Below are 17,803 nucleotides of genomic sequence, written 5' to 3' on the forward strand. Positions count from 1 at the left end.
GAGGCACAAAATGATTCGTTTCGTAAATGTCGGGATGCGTTACGGTCTTGGCGATGAAGTCCTCCATGACATCAGCTTTGAGCTAAAGCCCGGATCATTTCATTTCCTGAGCGGTGCATCGGGGGCCGGGAAATCATCCTTGCTGAAGCTGATTTATCTGGCAACCCGGCCATCCAGAGGGATGATCACCCTGTTTGGCCAGGATCTGAGCACCTGTCAGCGTAAGGATATCCCGGCACTGCGGCGTAAAATTGGCGTTGTGTTTCAGGATTTTCGCCTTTTAGAGCACCTTACTGTTCTGGAGAACGTTTCCCTGCCCCTCAAAGTGGCCGGGGCCAAGGCCGTGCGCATGCGTGAACATGCGGCAGAACTTCTTTCCTGGGTAGGCCTTGAAAACTGTATTGATGCCCTGCCCTCCACCTTATCTGGGGGTGAAAAACAGCGTGTGGCCATTGCAAGGGCCGTTGTAACAAGGCCCCAGCTTCTGATTGCCGATGAACCCACGGGCAATGTGGATGATGCCATCGCCATGCGGTTGTTGCACCTGTTTGAAGAACTTAACCGCCTGGGAACGACCGTGATGATCGCCACCCATAATGAAACCCTGATCAACAGCTTTGATCATACCCGCCTTGTTCTTGAAGCCGGCGAATTGAAAAGGGTCACTTGAATGCTGTGGCAACGCAACGATCTTGCTCTGGATGCCGACCCTGCGCGACGCTTTTTGCCGTGGCTTTTGGCCATGATCGTTTTTCTGGCAGGCATGGCGCTGGCCGGGATGATGGGGCTGACATCTGCGGTGGACCGTTGGGACAAAGGCTTGACCGGCACCGTGACGATCCAGCTGCCGCCCGTAATCGGAAAATCTGATCAAGCCATAAAAAATGTCCGCGCTATTCTGGCACAGACCCCGGGCATTTTATCAACACGGGTTATTAAAACCAGTGAAGCCCGGGCCATGCTTGAACCCTGGCTGGGGAAAGGGGCCTTTGCCAAAGACCTGCCCCTGCCCCGGTTAATTGATGTTCGCATCCGCACAAACGCGCCGCCCAACATGGAAGGGTTGGGCATCGTTCTTGGCAATGCTGTGCCTGGCACGGTGGTCGATGATCACAGAAAATCGCTTGAGCGCATCATTTCCCTTGCCCGCTCCGTCAAGCTGATTGCCTTGATCATTGTCGTGCTTGTGACCTTGTCTGCGATTTCCATGGTGATCTTTATCACCCGAACAGGGCTGGCCATTCATTATCCCGGCATTGAACTTTTACACCTGATCGGGGCCGTCGATAATTATATTGCCCGCCAATTTCAGGGCCAGGCGATGGAATTGGGGCTGAAGGGGGGCTTGATCGGCTTTATCCTGACCGCGGCCACCGTGATCGCCCTCACCCAGTTCGCCAATGCTTTTGGGGGCGGCTTCCTGCCCACCATTGCCCTTAATCTTAATCAATGGCTGGTTCTCATTTCGGTGCCTCTGGGCATTACGCTGGTTGGCGTGATCACCGCACGGTTCACCGTTTTGGCCGAACTCCGAAAAATGCCATGAACACAAAAGAGCCAACAGATGAACCCATCCTTGTGAAACATCGGCGAACCCTGGGCGGCTGGTTGGCATTTGTGCTGACCTCCATTTTACTCTGGGCAGCGGGGCTGATCTGGTTCGCAGAAACCCTGCCTGCCCAGAACGCCGCCCCTGAAACAGATATGACAGATGCTGTCGTGGTGTTGACGGGCAGCCCCGGACGGTTAAGTGCCGGCATTGACCTTTTGGCCCGCAAGCGCGCAAAACAACTGTTTATTTCCGGTGTTTACCGGGGGGTGGATGTCGCCCAGATTTTGCGTTTGGTAAAACAACAAGGTCCTGAACTGGAATGTTGCATGACGCTGGGCCATGCCGCCGATGATACAAAGGGCAATGCCACTGAGACTGCGCGCTGGGCAAAAAAAGAAGGCATACAATCGCTGCGTCTGGTCACAGCCAGCTATCACATGCGCCGATCCTTGTTGGAATTTGGTCGCCTGATGCCCCATGTGCAGATTATTGCCCACCCCATTTTTCCAACCGGGTTCAAGGCCAAATTCTGGTGGCGCTGGCCGGGAACGCTCCGGCTTTTGATTAACGAATATACAAAATATCTAGTCGCCTTGATGCGCCTATGGTAGGGCGTGGTTCATGATTCTGTTCCGATCCATCCTGTTCAACATCGTCTTTCTCGTGTGGTCGACACTGGTCGGCGTTGCCATGCTGCCGATCCTGCTCATGGGGGCGCCCGCCATGCGGCGGGGCTGTGCCTGGTGGATATGGACCGTGGTATGGCTGCTTCGCGTCATCGCCAATATCCGGTATGAACTGCGTGGCCTTGAACACATGCCCGACACCCCGGCAATTTTTGCGTCCAAGCATCAATCGGCTTGGGAAACCCTGTTTCTGACCGCCTATTTCAAAAACCCCGCTGTGGTTTCCAAGCGCGAACTGATGTTTGTGCCGTTCTATGGTTTGTTTGCCATTCGTGCGGGCATGATCTGGGTCAACCGATCCCAGGGCGTGCGTGCCATCCGACCGATGATCCGCCAAACCCTTGATGCCCTGAAACTGGGCCGCAATGTTGTCGTCTTTCCCCAAGGCACAAGAACAGCCCCCGGAACACACCTTCCCTATCAACCCGGGATTGCCGCACTGTATGTTGGCGCATCCGCACCCGTGGTGCCGGTTGCACTTAATTCCGGGATGTTCTGGGGACGCCGTTCCTTTCAAAAAAACCCCGGCACCATCGTGGTCGAATTTCTTGAACCCATTCCGCCTGGGCTCGATCGGAAAACATTTCTTGAGGTGTTGTCTGATCGCATCGAGACCGCAACCACGCGCCTTGAAGAAGAAGCGAGTAGCGCCCGTCAAAAATAACAAGCTGGCAATACAAGGCTGGAGGGTTGTGGATTGTTTTGTGGATAAAAATCAGAATTTGGCCCGTGAAACCCGGGCATAACTTTGATTTTTGCCATCAAGCCAAGGGCTTGGCCGGGGTTGATCCTGTGGAAACATAACGAGAACATTTCCTTGACGCCCTAAACCATGCGCCCTAGAATAAGTGCCCCACTGGTCGGCGTCCTTTAATTTGTTGTTATATTACAATGGGTTACGTGATTTAAGATTTACCTGTGTTAAAACAGGGGCAGGGATAAGAAAAAAATTATACGCTAACCCGCGCATTTGGAGCACGCCATGACAGAAATCGCAGCCATTTCCCAGCAAATCTGGGACATGAAATACCGCCTCAAAGGTGCGGGCGGCGTTGCTGTGGACAAAACCATCGATGACAGCTGGCGCCGGATTGCATCGGCACTGGCCGAAGCAGAGCCCATTGAAGCCAGAGAAAAATGGACTGAAAAATTTTTCGATGCCTTATCCGGGTTTGAATTCCTGCCAGCGGGCCGGGTTATCGCCGGGGCCGGCACCGGGCGCAGCGTCACTTTGTTCAATTGTTTTGTCATGGGCACCGTCCCCGATGACATGTCCGGCATCTTTGAACACCTGAGAGAAGCCGCCCTGACCATGCAACAAGGCGGCGGCATCGGCTATGATTTTTCTACCCTGCGGCCCAAGGGCGCGCCGGTAAAGGGCGTTGGTGCCGATGCATCAGGGCCACTGTCATTCATGGATGTTTGGGATTCCATGTGCCGCACCATCATGAGTGCCGGTTCACGCCGGGGTGCCATGATGGGCACCATGCGATGCGATCATCCCGACATCGAAGCCTTCATCGAAGCCAAACGCGAACCGGGCCGGCTGCGCATGTTCAACATGTCCGTGCTGGTGACCGATCCTTTCATGGAGGCCGTCAAAAACGATTCCCCATGGAATCTGGTTTATGACGGCACCACCTATAACACCCTTTCGGCCCGTGATCTTTGGGACAAAATCATGCAGGCCACCTATGCCTACGCCGAACCCGGGGTGATTTTCATCGACCGCATCAACCGGGCCAACAACCTGCATTACGCCGAAGAAATCTGCGCCACCAACCCGTGCGGGGAACAACCCCTGCCGCCTTATGGTGCATGTCTTTTGGGGTCTTTCAATCTGGCCCGGCTGGTCCGCGATCCGTTTACCGTAGATGCCCGCCTTGATCTGGACCGCCTGCGCGAAATCGTGCCAATGGCGGTGCGCATGCTGGACAACGCCATCGATGTTTCCCGCTTTCCCCTGCCCGCCCAGGAAACCGAAGCCCGCACCAAACGGCGCATGGGTCTTGGCATTACCGGTCTTGGGGATGCCCTGATTATGTGCCGGGCACGCTATGGATCAAAAGAAGCCATCGCCTTGACTAAGGTGTGGATGAAAGCGATTGAGCGCTCGGCCTATTTGGCATCAACAGAACTGGCAGCTGAGAAAGGCGCGTTTGAACGCTATGATCAAGACGCCTATCTCAGCGGCGCAACCATTCAGGGGCTGGATGAAGACGTGCGCGACGCCATCGCCAAACATGGCATCCGCAACGCACTTTTGACCTCCATTGCACCGACAGGAACCATATCGCTGTTTGCCGATAACATTTCTTCAGGTCTGGAACCGGTGTTTGCCTTTTCCTATCGCCGCAATGTCTTGCAGCCCGATGGCTCACGGCGCAGCGAAGAAGTATCGGATTACGCCTATCGCCTGTACCGGCGCACCTTTGGGGAAACCGCACCACTGCCCGATTATTTTGTCGATGCCCAACGCCTGTCGCCCACCGATCATGTGGTCATGCAGGCAACGGTTCAGAAATTCGTCGACAGTTCCATTTCCAAAACCATCAATGTCCCGGCCGAAATTGATTTTGATACGTTCAAGGATGTCTATATTCAGGCCTATGAAGCCGGGTGCAAGGGCTGCACCACATACCGACCCAACGACATCACCGGGGCCGTTCTGGAAACCACGGACGAGGCATCAGAACAAGACACCCAGGAAGAATTGCCCCTTGATCCGCCACCCGCGCGCCATGGCGATGAATTTGAATCTGGTGTCGTTTACATGACCCAGCCCCTGGACCGGCCCGAAGAATTGCCCGGCAAGACCTACAAACTGAAATGGCCGGAAACCAACCACGCCATTTACATCACCGTTAATGATGTCATTCAGGATGGGCGCAGGCGGCCGTTTGAGATTTTCATCAATTCCAAAAACATGGATCATTTCGCCTGGACCGTCGCCCTGACCCGGATGATTTCTGCCGTGTTCCGTCGCGGTGGCGATGTTTCTTTCGTGGTGGAAGAATTAAAAGCCGTGTTTGACCCGCGCGGCGGGCAATGGATGGATGGGCATTACGTTCCCTCCCTGCTGGCCGCCATCGGCAATGTCATCGAAAGCCACCTGATCGATATCGGGTTCATTCAGGGCAAAGAAGACATCGCTAAACAGGTCCGGGAACTTGAAGCACAAAAAACCCAAAAGGTCGTTGGCGGTGAGCCCTTGATGCTTGCCCAGTGCCCCAAATGCGGCGAAGCCAGCATGGTCCGCCAAGAAGGCTGCGATCTCTGCGTTTCCTGTGGGCATTCTAAATGCGGCTAGACACTCTGGTCTAGGAACCACCCCGAATATAGCGATAGAGTTCGTGGATGGGGCCATCGGGAATGCCCAATTCATCGAGGTGTTGCACGGTGTTTTCCAGATAATGAATGTTCGCCCCGCCCCGGCCTTGGCCTTGGCGGATTAAGCGCGCGGCATCTTCATCTGCCAGCTTTCCGGCATATTGGCCATGTTGGCGGTCTGCAATATAGGCAACTGCGGGAACCGGTTTTTTCTCTGCTGGCCCCCCCTTTGGGGTTTCCAGCGTCACTGGCAGGGTGCGGCGTTTATAGACCTCTGTCACCCGTTCGCGCTTGTCCAGATGCTTGATCACCAGTGCCGACACATCGCCTGCCACCCGAAATGCAATGCCCCGACACGTGCCACCCCGGTCAAGCCCCAGCACCAGCCCCGGCCTGGCCATAGTGCCGCGCCAGACATAGGAATAGATGCACATCGCCCGATGATAGCCACGCAACATGGCTGGCTTGCGTTCCAGCCATGGGAATCCCGGGTCCCACATCAAGGACCCGTACCCAAAAACCCACATATCGCGTTTTGCCATTACGTTTCCGACACTTCTTTTAACAATGACTCAATACTGACATGGGACGCTGACTTGAGCCACTTTTCTGCCATACTTATCTAGCAACTTCCCCTCAACGTCACCAACATGTAAGCCTGTCCCCTATGATTGAGCCGACAACACGCATTATTTGGACAAACCGCCTCTGTTCCCGGGCCGCCCTTTGGGCATTTTCGCTGTTCCTGTTTCTGGTCGCGACCATAACGGGTTTATGGTTTGCAGGCGCCACAATGGTGCGCGAAAATATCATCGCCATGGCCACCGATTTGGCTGCCGATGGTGGGCATTTCAGTGCCAAGACCATGAAAATTACCGGGTTTCCAACAGCCTTCGAAGTCCACCTGACAGGCATTCGTCTTGCCGGAAGTGGCCCCCGGGGACCATGGGACTGGCAGGCAGAAAAAATTCGCGCGCAACTGGCCCCATGGCAAACCTCAAACATTCGCTTTGACCTGGCCGGGACGCATCGGGTGCGGGTCCATGCGGCCCGCATGCCGCTTGATCTTGAAATCACCGCCACCCATGCCAGCGGACGAATAGTCAGGGGCACCAATGGCGCACCGGACATGTTCCAGATCACGCCTAAAATCCTGAAGATCAGGGAGGCCGTCACCAAACAAACCATCACAGCCGATCAGGCCCGGATACAATTATTTCACTATAAGGCCCAAAATCAGGACCCCACCGAACCGTCTGCGGGGATTATTTTTGATATCGACAATGTCACCCTTCCAAAAGCGGCTGGAAAGTTCCTCAGTCCCAGCATCAAGAAACTAAGCACTGAGATCATGGTGTTGGGCAGCCTGCCCACGCCCATTGATCGGGTCCGTTTGGGACGCTGGAGTCGCGGTGGTGGCACCTTGGAGATCAAGAAGCTCGATCTTGAATGGGGGCCTGCCACGATGGCTGCATCGGGTACGTTTTCACTGGATGACCGGTTGCAACCCGAAGCATCCCTTGCTGCCAGAATTACAGGCCATGAACAGACCGTCGATGCCCTTGTCGCGGCCGGGGTCATTCGGGCCCGATCAGCTGAGGGGATTAAACTGGTGTTGACCATGATGGCCCGACGCCCCGCACCGGACAAACCGGTCGAGATCCGAATTCCCATGACCATCCAGAACCGCGCGCTTTATGTTGGCCCGGCCAGATTGTTCCGCATTCCGAAAATCAGGTGGTAATTGGCCTAGGCTTGGCCCGCATCGACGATAGAGCGGCGAATGTCGCGGGTGCGCGCAAACATTTCTTCCAGCGCATCGCCATCCCCATACCGGATCGCCCGTTGCAAGGCCGTCAGGTCTTCGTCAAACCGGCCCAGCATTTCCAGAACCGCATCCTTGTTGGCAAGAAAAATATCGCGCCACATCACCGGGTCTGAAGCTGCGATCCGGGTGAAATCCCGGAACCCACCAGCGGCGAATTTGATGACTTCTTTTTGCAGCTGGTTTTCAAGCTCCGTCGCCGTGCCAACAATGGTGAAGGCAATAAGATGGGGCAGATGAGAGGTGATGGCCAACACCATGTCATGGTGATTGGGGGCCATGATATCCACCTGGGAACCCACCGCACGCCACATATCGCTGATATGGGCAACCGCCGCATCGTCCGTACCCTCTGGCGGGGTCAGGATGCACCAGCGCTGTTGAAATAATTCCGCAAAGCCTGATTCTGGACCAGATTCTTCTGTGCCCGCCACCGGGTGTCCTGGCACCAGATGAACGCCAGCGGGAATATGGGGCGCGCACGCCGTGACCACTGCTTCTTTGACCGAACCAACATCGGTGACAATGGCACCGGGCTTCAGGTTGGCAGCGATGGCCTTGACGATATCTGCCGTCACCCCGACCGGGGCCGCAATCACCACAATGTCTGCATCTTTGGCCGCATCTTCGGGCAACGTTTCAACGCGATCGACAAAGCCCAATTCCAGTGCCTTGTCCCGTGTTGCTGCACTGCGGGCATGACCGACAATTTCTGACACCGCGCCTGCCGCTTTTAGCCCACGAGCCAGCGATGACCCGATTAGGCCAAGGCCAATAATGGCAACGCGTCCAAAATGTTCGGGAGGGAACGAATCGGGGGTAAAATTTTTCGTATCAGCCATTTTTATGGCCCTCCCCCTTCATAAAATCCGCAAGCACACGGGCGACTTTATCCATTTGCGCACCAAGACCAATGGTAATGCGCAAACTGTCCGGCAAACCATAGCCCCCCATGCGCCGCACCAGAATATCATTTTCTTGCAAAGCAACATCCGCCGCTTCTGCCTGCGCCACGCCACCGGGGAAGCGGGCTAGCACAAAATTTCCGGCACTCGGCACCACCTCTATTCCCCCATCACGCAGAGCAGCAGAGAAGGACGCCAGCAGTTCTGAATTCAAAGCACAGGCTTTGTCGGTGTGGGCCTTGTCTTCCAACGCAGCGATGCCGGTGGCTTGTGCAATGCTGGAGACATTAAAGGGCATGCGCAGGCGATTAAGGATATCAATCACCTTGGCTGGCCCATAGGCCCAGCCAAGGCGCAACCCGCCAAGGCCAAAAATCTTTGAAAACGTCCGGGTCATGATGACGTTATCAAATTCATCGACCAAAGCAGCACCGGCTTCATACGCATCATCGGTGACGTATTCGGCGTAAGCCGCATCAATCACCAAAAGCACCTGTGATGGCAGCCCCTTGCGGAGTGCGCGCAGTTCATCGCCTGATAGAACACTGCCCGTCGGATTATTGGGATTGGCAAGATAAACGATCTTTGTCTTGTCTTGGGCAGCCTTGATCATGCCTTCGATATCGGCACAGAGATTTTTTTCTGCAACCTTGACCGGCGTTGCACCAACGGCTTTGGCGGCAATGGGGTACATCAAAAACCCATGCTGGGAATAAATCACCTCATCGCCGGCACCGGCATAGCCCCGGGCCAAAAGCCCCAGAATTTCATCGGAACCCGCGCCACAAACAATACGTGCGGGATCAAGGCCAAAGCGCGCCCCAATTGCGGTACGCAGTGCCATAGCGGAACCATCAGGATAGCGCGCAACATTTTCCCCGGCAGCCCTATAGGCTTCCAGCGCCTTGGGCGACGGGCCAAGGGCGCCTTCGTTTGACGAAAGCTTGATCACGTTGGCGCGGCCTTCGATTTCTGATAATCCGCCTTGATAGGCATCAATGTCTAAAATGCCCGCACATGGGATCAGGGGTCCATTGCCGGTCATGATCCCGGCCCTTTTTTAAGGGCAAGCGGCAATGCCGCCGTACCAATCACCGTGGTGTGGAACAGGTCATCGCCAAAGTTTTCAACAAGGGCATCAAGTTCTGATGCGCCATCATTGAAAAATCCATCAACCTCAATCAGAAAATAGTCGTGCTTTGCTGCTTCGTCATGGGGGCCGGTGGCAGAAAACAGAACATCAAAGCCGGATTTTTTAAAATCATTCGCAACCCGGGTCCGGCTTAAGGTACGCGCGGTTTCCACGGCGATAAAGCTGCTGTCAGAACCAGAAGGTTCCGGTGCCATGCACGCCAGTGCCAGCCCCGAAGCGCAGCCTTCCGGCGGCACAAGCCCCGGTGCCACGGGCAGGCGGGCAACAATGCGCGGTTGGCCTTCAGCCATAATCCATGGCCACCACGGTTTGTCTTCGTCGGGGCCCGGAAACGGGACCACACCGACCGTGGCTTTTTCCTGTGCAACCGTACTGATCACCTGGGATGCCCCGCCATGGGCGGTCATGGGCGTTGCCGCGCCATAATGGGCCCGGGCCAGTGCCCAGCAACTGGGCTCACCCTCGGGTGCTGATATCGCCACGGAAAACGGGCCTTGTTGACGAACGGCAGAAGAAACAATTTCCCGCCAAATACGAACGACGGTCATCCCGTCAAGTTCTGGCCCGGCTTCGGCCACAAGACGGCGCAAAAGCGATGCTTCACGCCCGGGCCGGAGCACAGGTCCGCCATCGGCCCCTTTGATGGAACCGATTTCGGCAACCAATCGCGCACGAGACGCCAGCAATTCGATCAAGGAATCGTCTAGCCGGTCAACATCACTGCGCAGGTCCGCAAGGGTCAGTTTTTCATCGCTCATTTTCTTTATCCAAAATACCTAACCCCGCCGGATAGGTCACGGCGGGGTCCGGAAACAGGCCGCTAGTTTTAGCGGCAAGAGCCTATAAAATCAAAGAAAACGTTGACAGAACCCCCGATCATCCTTAGCAATCACGTCCTTTCAGACTATATTTTTAGGTGGACCGTCAGCCCATAAATGGGAAAATCTGGCAGGAAACGGCGAACCCCGGCAAAACATGGCGAAAACAGACGACCAAGATAAAAAAAATGGCGCGTCTTCTGCGCAACCAGCCGCAAGTGCGATTTCGGTCACCCTTGCGCAAGACACGCCGCTTGCCCTTGATTCCGGTGCAACCCTTGGCCCGATCACCATTTCCTACACCACCCACGGCACCCTGAATGCCGATAAATCAAACGCCATCCTGCTTTGCCATGCGCTGACCGGAGACCAATACGTCACCGGCATAAACCCATACGACAAGCCGGGCTGGTGGCACACCATGGTTGGCCCGGGCCTGCCTTTGGATACGGAACGCTATTTTCTGATCTGCCCCAATGTATTGGGTGGCTGCATGGGCACCACCGGGCCCAAAGACATCAATCCAGAAACCGGCAAGCCCTGGGGGCTGGATTTTCCCGTTATTACCATCGGAGACATGGTCAACACGCAAAAGCTTTTGATTGATCATTTAGGGATTGATCAGTTGTTTTCGGTCGTCGGTGGTTCCATGGGCGGCATGCTGGCGCTGGTTTGGGCCGCGCGGTTCCCCGAACAGGTGTTTTCGATCATCCCCATTGCCGCTGCTGCGCGCACATCTGCGCAAAACATTGCCTATCATGAAGTGGGTCGCCAGGCGGTGATGGCCGATCCTGATTGGTGTCAGGGGCGCTATCTTGAAGAAGGCAAAGTCCCCCACCGTGGGCTTTCCGTCGCCCGCATGGGGGCGCATATCACCTATCTTTCAGAAACGGCACTGACCCGTAAATTCGGGCGCAGCCTGCAAGAACGCGACCGCGTGACCTATGGGTTTGAGGCCGATTTTCAGGTCGAAAGTTATTTGCGCCACCAGGGCATTACCTTCGTCGACCGTTTCGATGCCAATTCCTATCTCTATATCACCCGGGCCATGGATTATTTTGATCTGGCCGATGAAGGTGATGGGGTACTGACCAATGTCTTTGCCGGTACATCCGTTCGGTTTGCCGTCATCAGCTTTACCAGCGACTGGATGTTCCCGACATCGGAAAGCCGGGCCATCGTCAAGTTTCTGAATGCCGTCGGGGCCAATGTCAGCTTCGTCGAGGTTGAAACCGATCAGGGCCATGATTCCTTCCTGCTGGATATCCCCGATTATCACCGGGTGATCACAGGGTTTCTGGATGGCGCCGCCGAACACCGTGGGTTGGGAAGGGCCGATCCGTCATGACCACCCCTGATACCATCAAAACCAGCCGCGTTGACCACCAGTTGATCGCCTCTCTGGTGCCCACAGGGGCACGGGTTCTCGATGTCGGCTGTGGGGATGGTGCGCTGTTGTATCACCTGCGCCATACCCGTGGTGCCGATGCCCGGGGCATTGAGATTAACCGCGACCGGGTATCGGTCTGTCTTGATCAGGGATTGTCCGTCATTCAGGGCGATGCAGAAGTCGACCTTCGCGATTACCCATCGGACGCGTTCGACTGCGTGGTGCTAAGCCAAACCCTCCAGGCCGTCCATGATCCCAAAGCCATGCTGGAAACCCTGTTGCGCATTGGCCGCCATGCCGTGATCGCCATTCCCAACAGCGGTTATTGGCGCAACCGGATGAATTTTGCCTTTTGCGGGCGCGTGCCCTTTGGCAAGGGCGGTGAAGAAAGCTGGCATAACACGGCCAATATTCACCCCTGCACCATCAAGGATTTTGTGGCGCTGGCCGATGAAATGAACATCACCATTGAGCGGTGTTTTTCTGTCCGGGCATCGGGATCACACCGCGAAACCAGCCCCACCAGCCCCCTCGCCAACCTGTTCGCTATTCAGGCCGTTTTCCTGATCGGTTAAGAATTATCTCTGTGTATCCCTGTGCATCCCGGTATTGGCCGGGGCCGGGACAACGCCTCTGCGGGCACGGGCACCAACGGGGTTTGGGGCATAAATCTGTTTTCCGGCTTCCATCACATGCAAGCCTGCCAATTGCGGGAACCATCGGTTGCCAATTTTCTCCCATACCCCGGCACCACCCAACACCATGCGCGATCGCACTGGCGGCACAAACAGGGCGCGCACACTGTTGGTTGGGGTAAACAGGCTGTCGCGCAAAAGCCTGGAAAGTTGGGTCGCCGTAAAGGGACGACCATGGCCAAAGGGCGTGCGTTCCGACAATGCCCACAGGCCAGAGCGATTGGGCACGACCACGATCAAGCGGCCAGAATCGGTCAAGACCCGCCAGACCTCTCGCAACAAAAGCCGCAAGTGTTCGGAATTTTCAACCGCATGGACCAACACGATCCGGTCCATGGAATTATCGGCAAAGGGCAGTTCTTCTTCCTCGACCAACACCGTCTGGTTCGGCCCGGATTTTGGCCAATGAATAATCCCCTGCGCCGCTGGCATGGCGGCAATCACCCGCTCGGGCGCACCAGAAGGCTCTGATTTGAACCGCAGATAAGGCAGCGCATAGCCAAGGCCCAAAACGCGCATGCCCCCAACATCGGGCCAAAGGTCGCCAATACAGCCCCGCACCGCGCGCGCCGCCACCCGGCCAAGGGTTGACGCATAAAAATCCCTGAGATCAACAACATCCGTCCACATAGGCCAAGATTACCACATGTGTGCCTGCACAGCAGCATTGGCGATCTGCCCGGGGAATGCTATCTTCGCGGGCCTGAAATCAGGAATTAAAGGATTCGCCCGTCATGCTTGAAATTCACCGCCTTCCGGTGCGCACGGATAATTACATCTGGATTGCGCGCGAACCATCAAGCAATGCGGTCGCTGTCATTGATCCAGCAGATGCGGAACCGGTCATTTCTAAATGCATGGAACTGGGGCTGCACCCCACCCACATTCTAAACACCCACCATCACGGCGATCACACCGGCGGCAATCTGGAAGTGAAAGAAAAGTTTGGCTGCACGGTTGTTGGCTCCGTGGCGGATCAGGCCCGCATCCCCGGCATTGATATTGCCGTGGGCGATGGCGATGTCTTTGATCTGGGTGATGAACGGGCCGATGTCTTTGACGTCACCGGGCACACGTTGGGCCACATCATGTATTGGTTTGGCAATGCCAAGGCATTGTTCTGCGGCGACACCCTGTTTGCCATGGGCTGTGGCCGCCTGTCTGAGGGCACCGCCGATCAAATGTGGGTGGCCCTTTCCAAATTTTCCACCCTGCCCGATGACGCAGAGATTTATTGCGCCCACGAATACACCCAGGCCAATGCCCGGTTTGCCCTGACCATTGAGCCTGACAATCAGGACCTTCAGGCCCGGGCCGCAAAGGTGGATGACATGCGCGCCAAGGACATTCCCACCATCCCATCCTTGCTGGGCGATGAACGCATGACCAATCCCTTCCTCCGGTCTGATAATCCTGCCCTTAAAAAGGCCGTTGGCATGATCGATTCTGATGCCCTGGACGTGTTTACCCAAACCCGTCTGCGCAAAGATAATTTCTGATCTATCTTTATAATCGGGCATCAAGCCCTTCAAATAACAACCGCCCTCAGGGAGCATTACGCCCATGAAATTCTATCAATCCCCAACGTCACCCTATGTTCGCATGGTGCATATTGTTGCTTTGGAACTGGGTCTGGCTGACACTCTGGAACACATTCCTGCGCGCACCAAAGAAGCAAATTTGCCCGCCATCAACCCGCTGGACAAAATCCCCACTTTGGTTACCGATGATGGGTTGGTGATGATTGAATCAAAGCTGATTTGTCAGTATCTGGATGATTTAAAGGCCGCAAACCGCCTGTATCCAAAGGATATCACCGCGCGCCACCGGGTTTTGCAACAAGAGGCCGCGGTTCACGGCATGCTGGATGCGGCCGTACTACGCCGCATGGAAACCCGGCGCGAAGATTCAGAACGCTCCGCTTGGTGGGATGAACGCCAGATCAACAAGATCATTCGAACCCGCGATATGCTGGAAAAAAATATTGAGGCCTTCACCAAATACGACAACATCGTGCCCATCGCCCTTGGTTGTGCCCTTGAATTCATGGACCGTATCCAGCCTGATGATCCATGGCAAAACGATCACCCAAAGCTGGCAGCCTGGCTGAAAGATTTTTCTGAAAATACCAATATGGTCAAAACCCGGATGGCTGATTAAGCCGTTTTGATGGCCGTGCCTAAAACATCCATCAATTGATCAATTTGTGCTTCTGAAATAATCAAGGGCGGCGACAGGGCGATCACATCGCCCGCTGCGCGAACCAGAATGCCCAGTTCCAGACATTTCAGGAACACCCCGTAAGCCCGGGCACCAACGCGACCGTCCAAGGTTGAGAATTCGACAGCACCAACCAGACCAAAATTGCGCACATCGATCACATTCGCCGCATCATCCAGACCATGAATGGCCTTTTCAAAATAGTCCTCCAGGTTTTTGGCACGATCAAACAGGCCTTCTTTTTCATACACATCCATTGTTGCAAGGGCTGCGGCACAGGCCAGCGGATGACCAGAATAGGTGTAGCCGTGGAACAGCTCGATCATCGCCTCAGGCCCGGCCATAAAGGCATCATGGATGCCCTTGCGCACAAATACTGCGCCCATGGGAACCGCGCCATTGGTCAGGCCCTTGGCCGTTGTCATGATATCGGGGACGATGTTTAAACGGTCACACGCAAAGCTTGCCCCCAAACGGCCATAGCCGGTGATGACCTCATCAAAGATCAGCAAAATTCCGTGGGCGTCACAAATTTCGCGGAGCCGTTCCAGATAACCAACCGGTGGCATGATGGCGCCTGCTGACCCCGCCATGGGCTCAACAATGACAGCGGCAATGGTCGATGCATCATGAAGCGTGATCAGGCGCAAAAGATCATCGGCAAGATGGGCGCCCCATTGGGGTTGTCCTTTGGAAAAAGCCCCATGTTCAAGATTGTGGGTATGGGGCAGATAATCAACCCCGGACAAAAGTGGTCCAAACTGTTTCCGGTTGTTGCCGATCCCGCCCACAGACATGCCGCCAAAATTGACCCCGTGATAGCCCTTTTCCCGGCTGATCAAACGGGTGCGTCGGCCATCCCCCCGGGCTTGGTGATAGCCGAGCGCGATCTTTAGCGCCGTATCCACGGCTTCGGACCCTGAATTGGTATAGAACACATGGTCCAGATCACCCGGTGCCAGTGCCGCAAGGCGGCTTGCCAATTCGAACGCCTTGGGGTGGCCCATTTGGAAGGCCGTCGCGTAATCCAGTTCATGGGCCTGGGCCGCGATGGCATCGGCAATGTCATCGCGGCAATGCCCGGCATTGACACACCACAGCCCCGCCGTGCCATCAAGAATTTCCCGCCCGTCCGCCATGAAATAATGCATGTCCTTAGCCCTGGCCAAAAGCCTGGGGTCTGCCTTGAATTGGCGGTTTGCCGTGAACGGCATCCAGTACGATTCAAGATCATTGGGAACAGGAGTGGTCTTGTTTTCAGTCATTTCAGGCCCTTTTAAAAATGAATGCATTTTCCGAAAAACTACGGTGCCAAATGCCGAAATAGCATTTTTATAAAATAAATATTTTTAAAAATTAATGGCAATATTTCTTATGTTTTTGTGAATAAACGACGAATCCCATTAACATGGTTAACAAACAATTTAGATAATTATTTAGCACTATTGACGAAACGCTCACGAATTTTTAAATAAATAACGTATAAAATTTTAGATAAATTTATTCAGGGTCGAAATTTGCATTATTCCGGAATTCAATCATACACCGCAGGTGCTTGGAGCAGGGGCAATTTTGTTGCCGCCCAATCCTTGATACGCGATGCCGGTATCAAAAGCGCCCCTGCGCCAGAGCGGATTAGTGCCCCGGATCGGACCAGCCGCCATGGGTTCCAGCAACCTGTCCAGATAAAGAACACAGAAAAATCCAGTACAACCGCCTTGGTTGGCACCGATGCTGCCACTGAGAGTGCCACCCTCCCGGCACACATAGACCGAAACGCCGATGCCAGCTCCAGTTCTTTTCTGGCCCAGTTCATTGCACAAGAAGTTGATCCCGACCAGCAAGGCCTGGAACAGCATCAGAACGGATCGCGGGCCTATATGGCGGCACGGGATTCCACCATGCAAATCCTGTCGCAATCAGCCGGTCTCGACATCTTTATCTAGCCTGCATTTATCGTCTTTTTTTAAATTATGCTTCCTGCCCTTTTTTGGCGCGGGCTGATCGGCTATAAGATCAGCACGAACACCCCTTCAACTTTCTGAAACAAAAGGGACACGCGTCCATGGCAACACCGGAAGGCCCACGGGTTCTCTTCCTTGTTACTGAGGACTGGTATTTCTGTTCCCATCGTTTGCCTGTGGCCCGGGCCTTGCGCGATGCCGGTTTCAGGGTTGGGGTTGCGTGCCGGGTTGCAAACCATGGAGACACCATCCGGGGCGAAGGCTTCGAGCTGATTGAAATTCCCATGTCGCGCCGGTCCATCAATCCCTTCCACGCGTTGGCAACTATTTTCAGGATTATCCGGGCCTATAAAGATTTTCGGCCCGATATTGTTCATCAGGTCGCCCTGAAGCCTGCCATTCTGGGTTCTATTGCTGCGCGCTTTGCAGGCGTGCCGCGCGTCATTAACGCCATTGCCGGGCTTGGTTTTGTGTTCACATCAGACCGGCCCAAAGCGCGAATGCTGCGGCCAATCCTGCATTTGGCCTTTCGAGCACTTCTTGATCGCGATAATGGGCTGGTCATTGTCCAGAACCCCGATGATGGTGCCAGACTGTCTGAAAGCGGGGCCGTGGACCCGAAACGAATTATCTTAATCCCCGGTTCCGGCGTTGATCTTGATCGGTTCCACCCTGCCCCTGAACCAAACGGAACGGTGCGCGTCACCCTGGTTGCCCGCATGATCCGGGAAAAGGGCATTGATGACATGATCGAGGCCGCCCGAATTTTAAAGGACCGCAACATTGATGTTTCTGTCACCCTTGCCGGTGACCCGGACCCGGAAAATCCATCTTCCATCCCCACGGCCCAATTGGAAAAATGGCGCAGCGAAGGCATCATTGAATATCTGGGCCATGTTGAAAATGTCGCCCAATTATGGGCCGAAAGTCATATCGCCGTTCTGCCATCGTATTACGGCGAAGGCATCCCGCTGTCCTTGATTGAAGCCGCCGCAGCAGGGCTGCCCATGATCGCCGTTGATGGCCCGGGCCTACGAGAAGTGGTGATCCACGACAAAACCGGGCTTTTGATCCCGGCGCGCAACGCAAACGCCCTGGCTGAGGCCATCACTACCCTGGCCCAGGACAGTGATTTAAGAAAACGCATGGGCGATGGGGCCAGACAACACGCAGCAAAAACATTTGGCAGCGAGGCCATTGCTGTAAAAACATTGGGCGTTTACCGGACCCTTATGGGCGATCAATATCCCGAACAAAGGTAAAAA

At 55.0% G+C, this 17,803-nt stretch carries 18 protein-coding genes; 12 read left to right on the plus strand and 6 right to left on the minus strand.

The features are described from left to right. Positions 1–10: 10 nt before the first annotated feature. From ftsE to HOJ08_03710, 5 genes are all read left to right on the plus strand, one after another. Positions 11–670, plus strand: coding sequence for a cell division ATP-binding protein FtsE (gene ftsE, locus HOJ08_03690; GenBank protein MBT5672541.1), 660 nt, complete (start codon positions 11–13; stop codon positions 668–670). Beyond that, the gene (locus tag HOJ08_03695; protein ID MBT5672542.1) at positions 671–1,546 is read left to right on the plus strand and encodes a cell division protein; all 876 of its coding nucleotides are present in this window, start codon (positions 671–673) and stop codon (positions 1,544–1,546) included. Then, positions 1,543–2,163 (plus strand): YdcF family protein, encoded by a 621-nt coding sequence (locus tag HOJ08_03700; GenBank protein ID MBT5672543.1) that lies wholly within the window; start codon positions 1,543–1,545, stop codon positions 2,161–2,163. The genes HOJ08_03695 and HOJ08_03700 overlap by 4 nt, the downstream gene beginning before the upstream one ends. A 10-nt stretch (positions 2,164–2,173) precedes the next feature. After that, complete coding sequence (locus tag HOJ08_03705; protein MBT5672544.1) at positions 2,174–2,902, plus strand: 1-acyl-sn-glycerol-3-phosphate acyltransferase; 729 nt, start codon at positions 2,174–2,176, stop codon at positions 2,900–2,902. Positions 2,903–3,220: 318 nt separating this feature from the next. Beyond that, positions 3,221–5,548, plus strand: coding sequence for an adenosylcobalamin-dependent ribonucleoside-diphosphate reductase (locus tag HOJ08_03710; protein MBT5672545.1), 2,328 nt, complete (start codon positions 3,221–3,223; stop codon positions 5,546–5,548). Positions 5,549–5,558: 10 nt separating this feature from the next. Here HOJ08_03710 and HOJ08_03715 read toward each other — a convergent pair whose 3' ends face one another. After that, a complete protein-coding gene (locus HOJ08_03715) occupies positions 5,559–6,110 on the minus strand; it encodes a gamma-glutamylcyclotransferase (GenBank protein ID MBT5672546.1) in 552 nt (183 codons plus the stop codon). A 125-nt stretch (positions 6,111–6,235) separates the two neighbouring features. Between HOJ08_03715 and HOJ08_03720 the strand changes: the two genes are divergently transcribed. Then, positions 6,236–7,312 (plus strand): DUF2125 domain-containing protein, encoded by a 1,077-nt coding sequence (locus HOJ08_03720; GenBank protein MBT5672547.1) that lies wholly within the window; start codon positions 6,236–6,238, stop codon positions 7,310–7,312. 5 nt (positions 7,313–7,317) lie between these two features. Here HOJ08_03720 and HOJ08_03725 read toward each other — a convergent pair whose 3' ends face one another. Genes HOJ08_03725 through HOJ08_03735 form a run of 3 tightly spaced genes read right to left on the minus strand, consistent with a single transcriptional unit; the run spans position 7,318 to position 10,209 of the window. Then, a complete protein-coding gene (locus HOJ08_03725) occupies positions 7,318–8,235 on the minus strand; it encodes a prephenate/arogenate dehydrogenase family protein (GenBank protein MBT5672548.1) in 918 nt (305 codons plus the stop codon). Then, a complete protein-coding gene (locus HOJ08_03730) occupies positions 8,228–9,343 on the minus strand; it encodes a histidinol-phosphate transaminase (protein MBT5672549.1) in 1,116 nt (371 codons plus the stop codon). The genes HOJ08_03725 and HOJ08_03730 overlap by 8 nt, the downstream gene beginning before the upstream one ends. Then, positions 9,340–10,209: a hypothetical protein gene (locus tag HOJ08_03735; GenBank protein MBT5672550.1), complete on the minus strand. Its 870-nt coding sequence runs from the start codon at positions 10,207–10,209 to the stop codon at positions 9,340–9,342. Before HOJ08_03735 ends, HOJ08_03730 begins: the two co-directional genes overlap by 4 nt. 217 nt (positions 10,210–10,426) lie before the next feature. Here HOJ08_03735 and HOJ08_03740 point away from each other — a divergent pair, with 217 nt between their 5' ends. Both HOJ08_03740 and metW read left to right on the plus strand, forming a co-directional pair. After that, a complete protein-coding gene (locus tag HOJ08_03740; protein MBT5672551.1) occupies positions 10,427–11,617 on the plus strand; it encodes a homoserine O-acetyltransferase in 1,191 nt (396 codons plus the stop codon). Beyond that, complete coding sequence (gene metW, locus HOJ08_03745; protein MBT5672552.1) at positions 11,614–12,234, plus strand: methionine biosynthesis protein MetW; 621 nt, start codon at positions 11,614–11,616, stop codon at positions 12,232–12,234. The genes HOJ08_03740 and metW overlap by 4 nt, the downstream gene beginning before the upstream one ends. A 3-nt stretch (positions 12,235–12,237) precedes the next feature. Here the strand turns inward: metW and HOJ08_03750 are convergent, their stop codons facing one another. Continuing rightward, positions 12,238–12,984, minus strand: coding sequence for a methyltransferase domain-containing protein (locus tag HOJ08_03750; GenBank protein MBT5672553.1), 747 nt, complete (start codon positions 12,982–12,984; stop codon positions 12,238–12,240). A 104-nt stretch (positions 12,985–13,088) separates the two neighbouring features. On the opposite strand from HOJ08_03750, the gene gloB reads away from it, so the two are divergent. Then, a complete protein-coding gene (gloB, locus tag HOJ08_03755; protein MBT5672554.1) occupies positions 13,089–13,853 on the plus strand; it encodes a hydroxyacylglutathione hydrolase in 765 nt (254 codons plus the stop codon). Between the two features lie 64 nt (positions 13,854–13,917). Then, on the plus strand, positions 13,918–14,514 hold the full coding sequence (locus HOJ08_03760; GenBank protein MBT5672555.1) for a glutathione S-transferase: 597 nt from the start codon (positions 13,918–13,920) through the stop codon (positions 14,512–14,514). On the opposite strand, the gene HOJ08_03765 is transcribed toward HOJ08_03760, so the two are convergent. Next, positions 14,511–15,839 carry an aspartate aminotransferase family protein gene (locus tag HOJ08_03765; protein ID MBT5672556.1) on the minus strand — a complete coding sequence of 443 codons (1,329 nt, stop codon included), beginning with the start codon at positions 15,837–15,839 and terminating at the stop codon, positions 14,511–14,513. The genes HOJ08_03760 and HOJ08_03765 overlap by 4 nt on opposite strands. A gap of 252 nt (positions 15,840–16,091) precedes the next feature. On the opposite strand from HOJ08_03765, the gene HOJ08_03770 reads away from it, so the two are divergent. Both HOJ08_03770 and HOJ08_03775 read left to right on the plus strand, forming a co-directional pair. Then, positions 16,092–16,520 carry a hypothetical protein gene (locus HOJ08_03770; GenBank protein MBT5672557.1) on the plus strand — a complete coding sequence of 143 codons (429 nt, stop codon included), beginning with the start codon at positions 16,092–16,094 and terminating at the stop codon, positions 16,518–16,520. A 119-nt stretch (positions 16,521–16,639) separates the two neighbouring features. Beyond that, positions 16,640–17,800, plus strand: coding sequence for a glycosyltransferase family 4 protein (locus HOJ08_03775; GenBank protein MBT5672558.1), 1,161 nt, complete (start codon positions 16,640–16,642; stop codon positions 17,798–17,800). Positions 17,801–17,803 lie beyond the last annotated feature (3 nt).

Source organism: Rhodospirillales bacterium, from assembly GCA_018666775.1.
Taxonomy (GTDB): Bacteria; Pseudomonadota; Alphaproteobacteria; order SMXQ01; family SMXQ01; genus JABIXC01.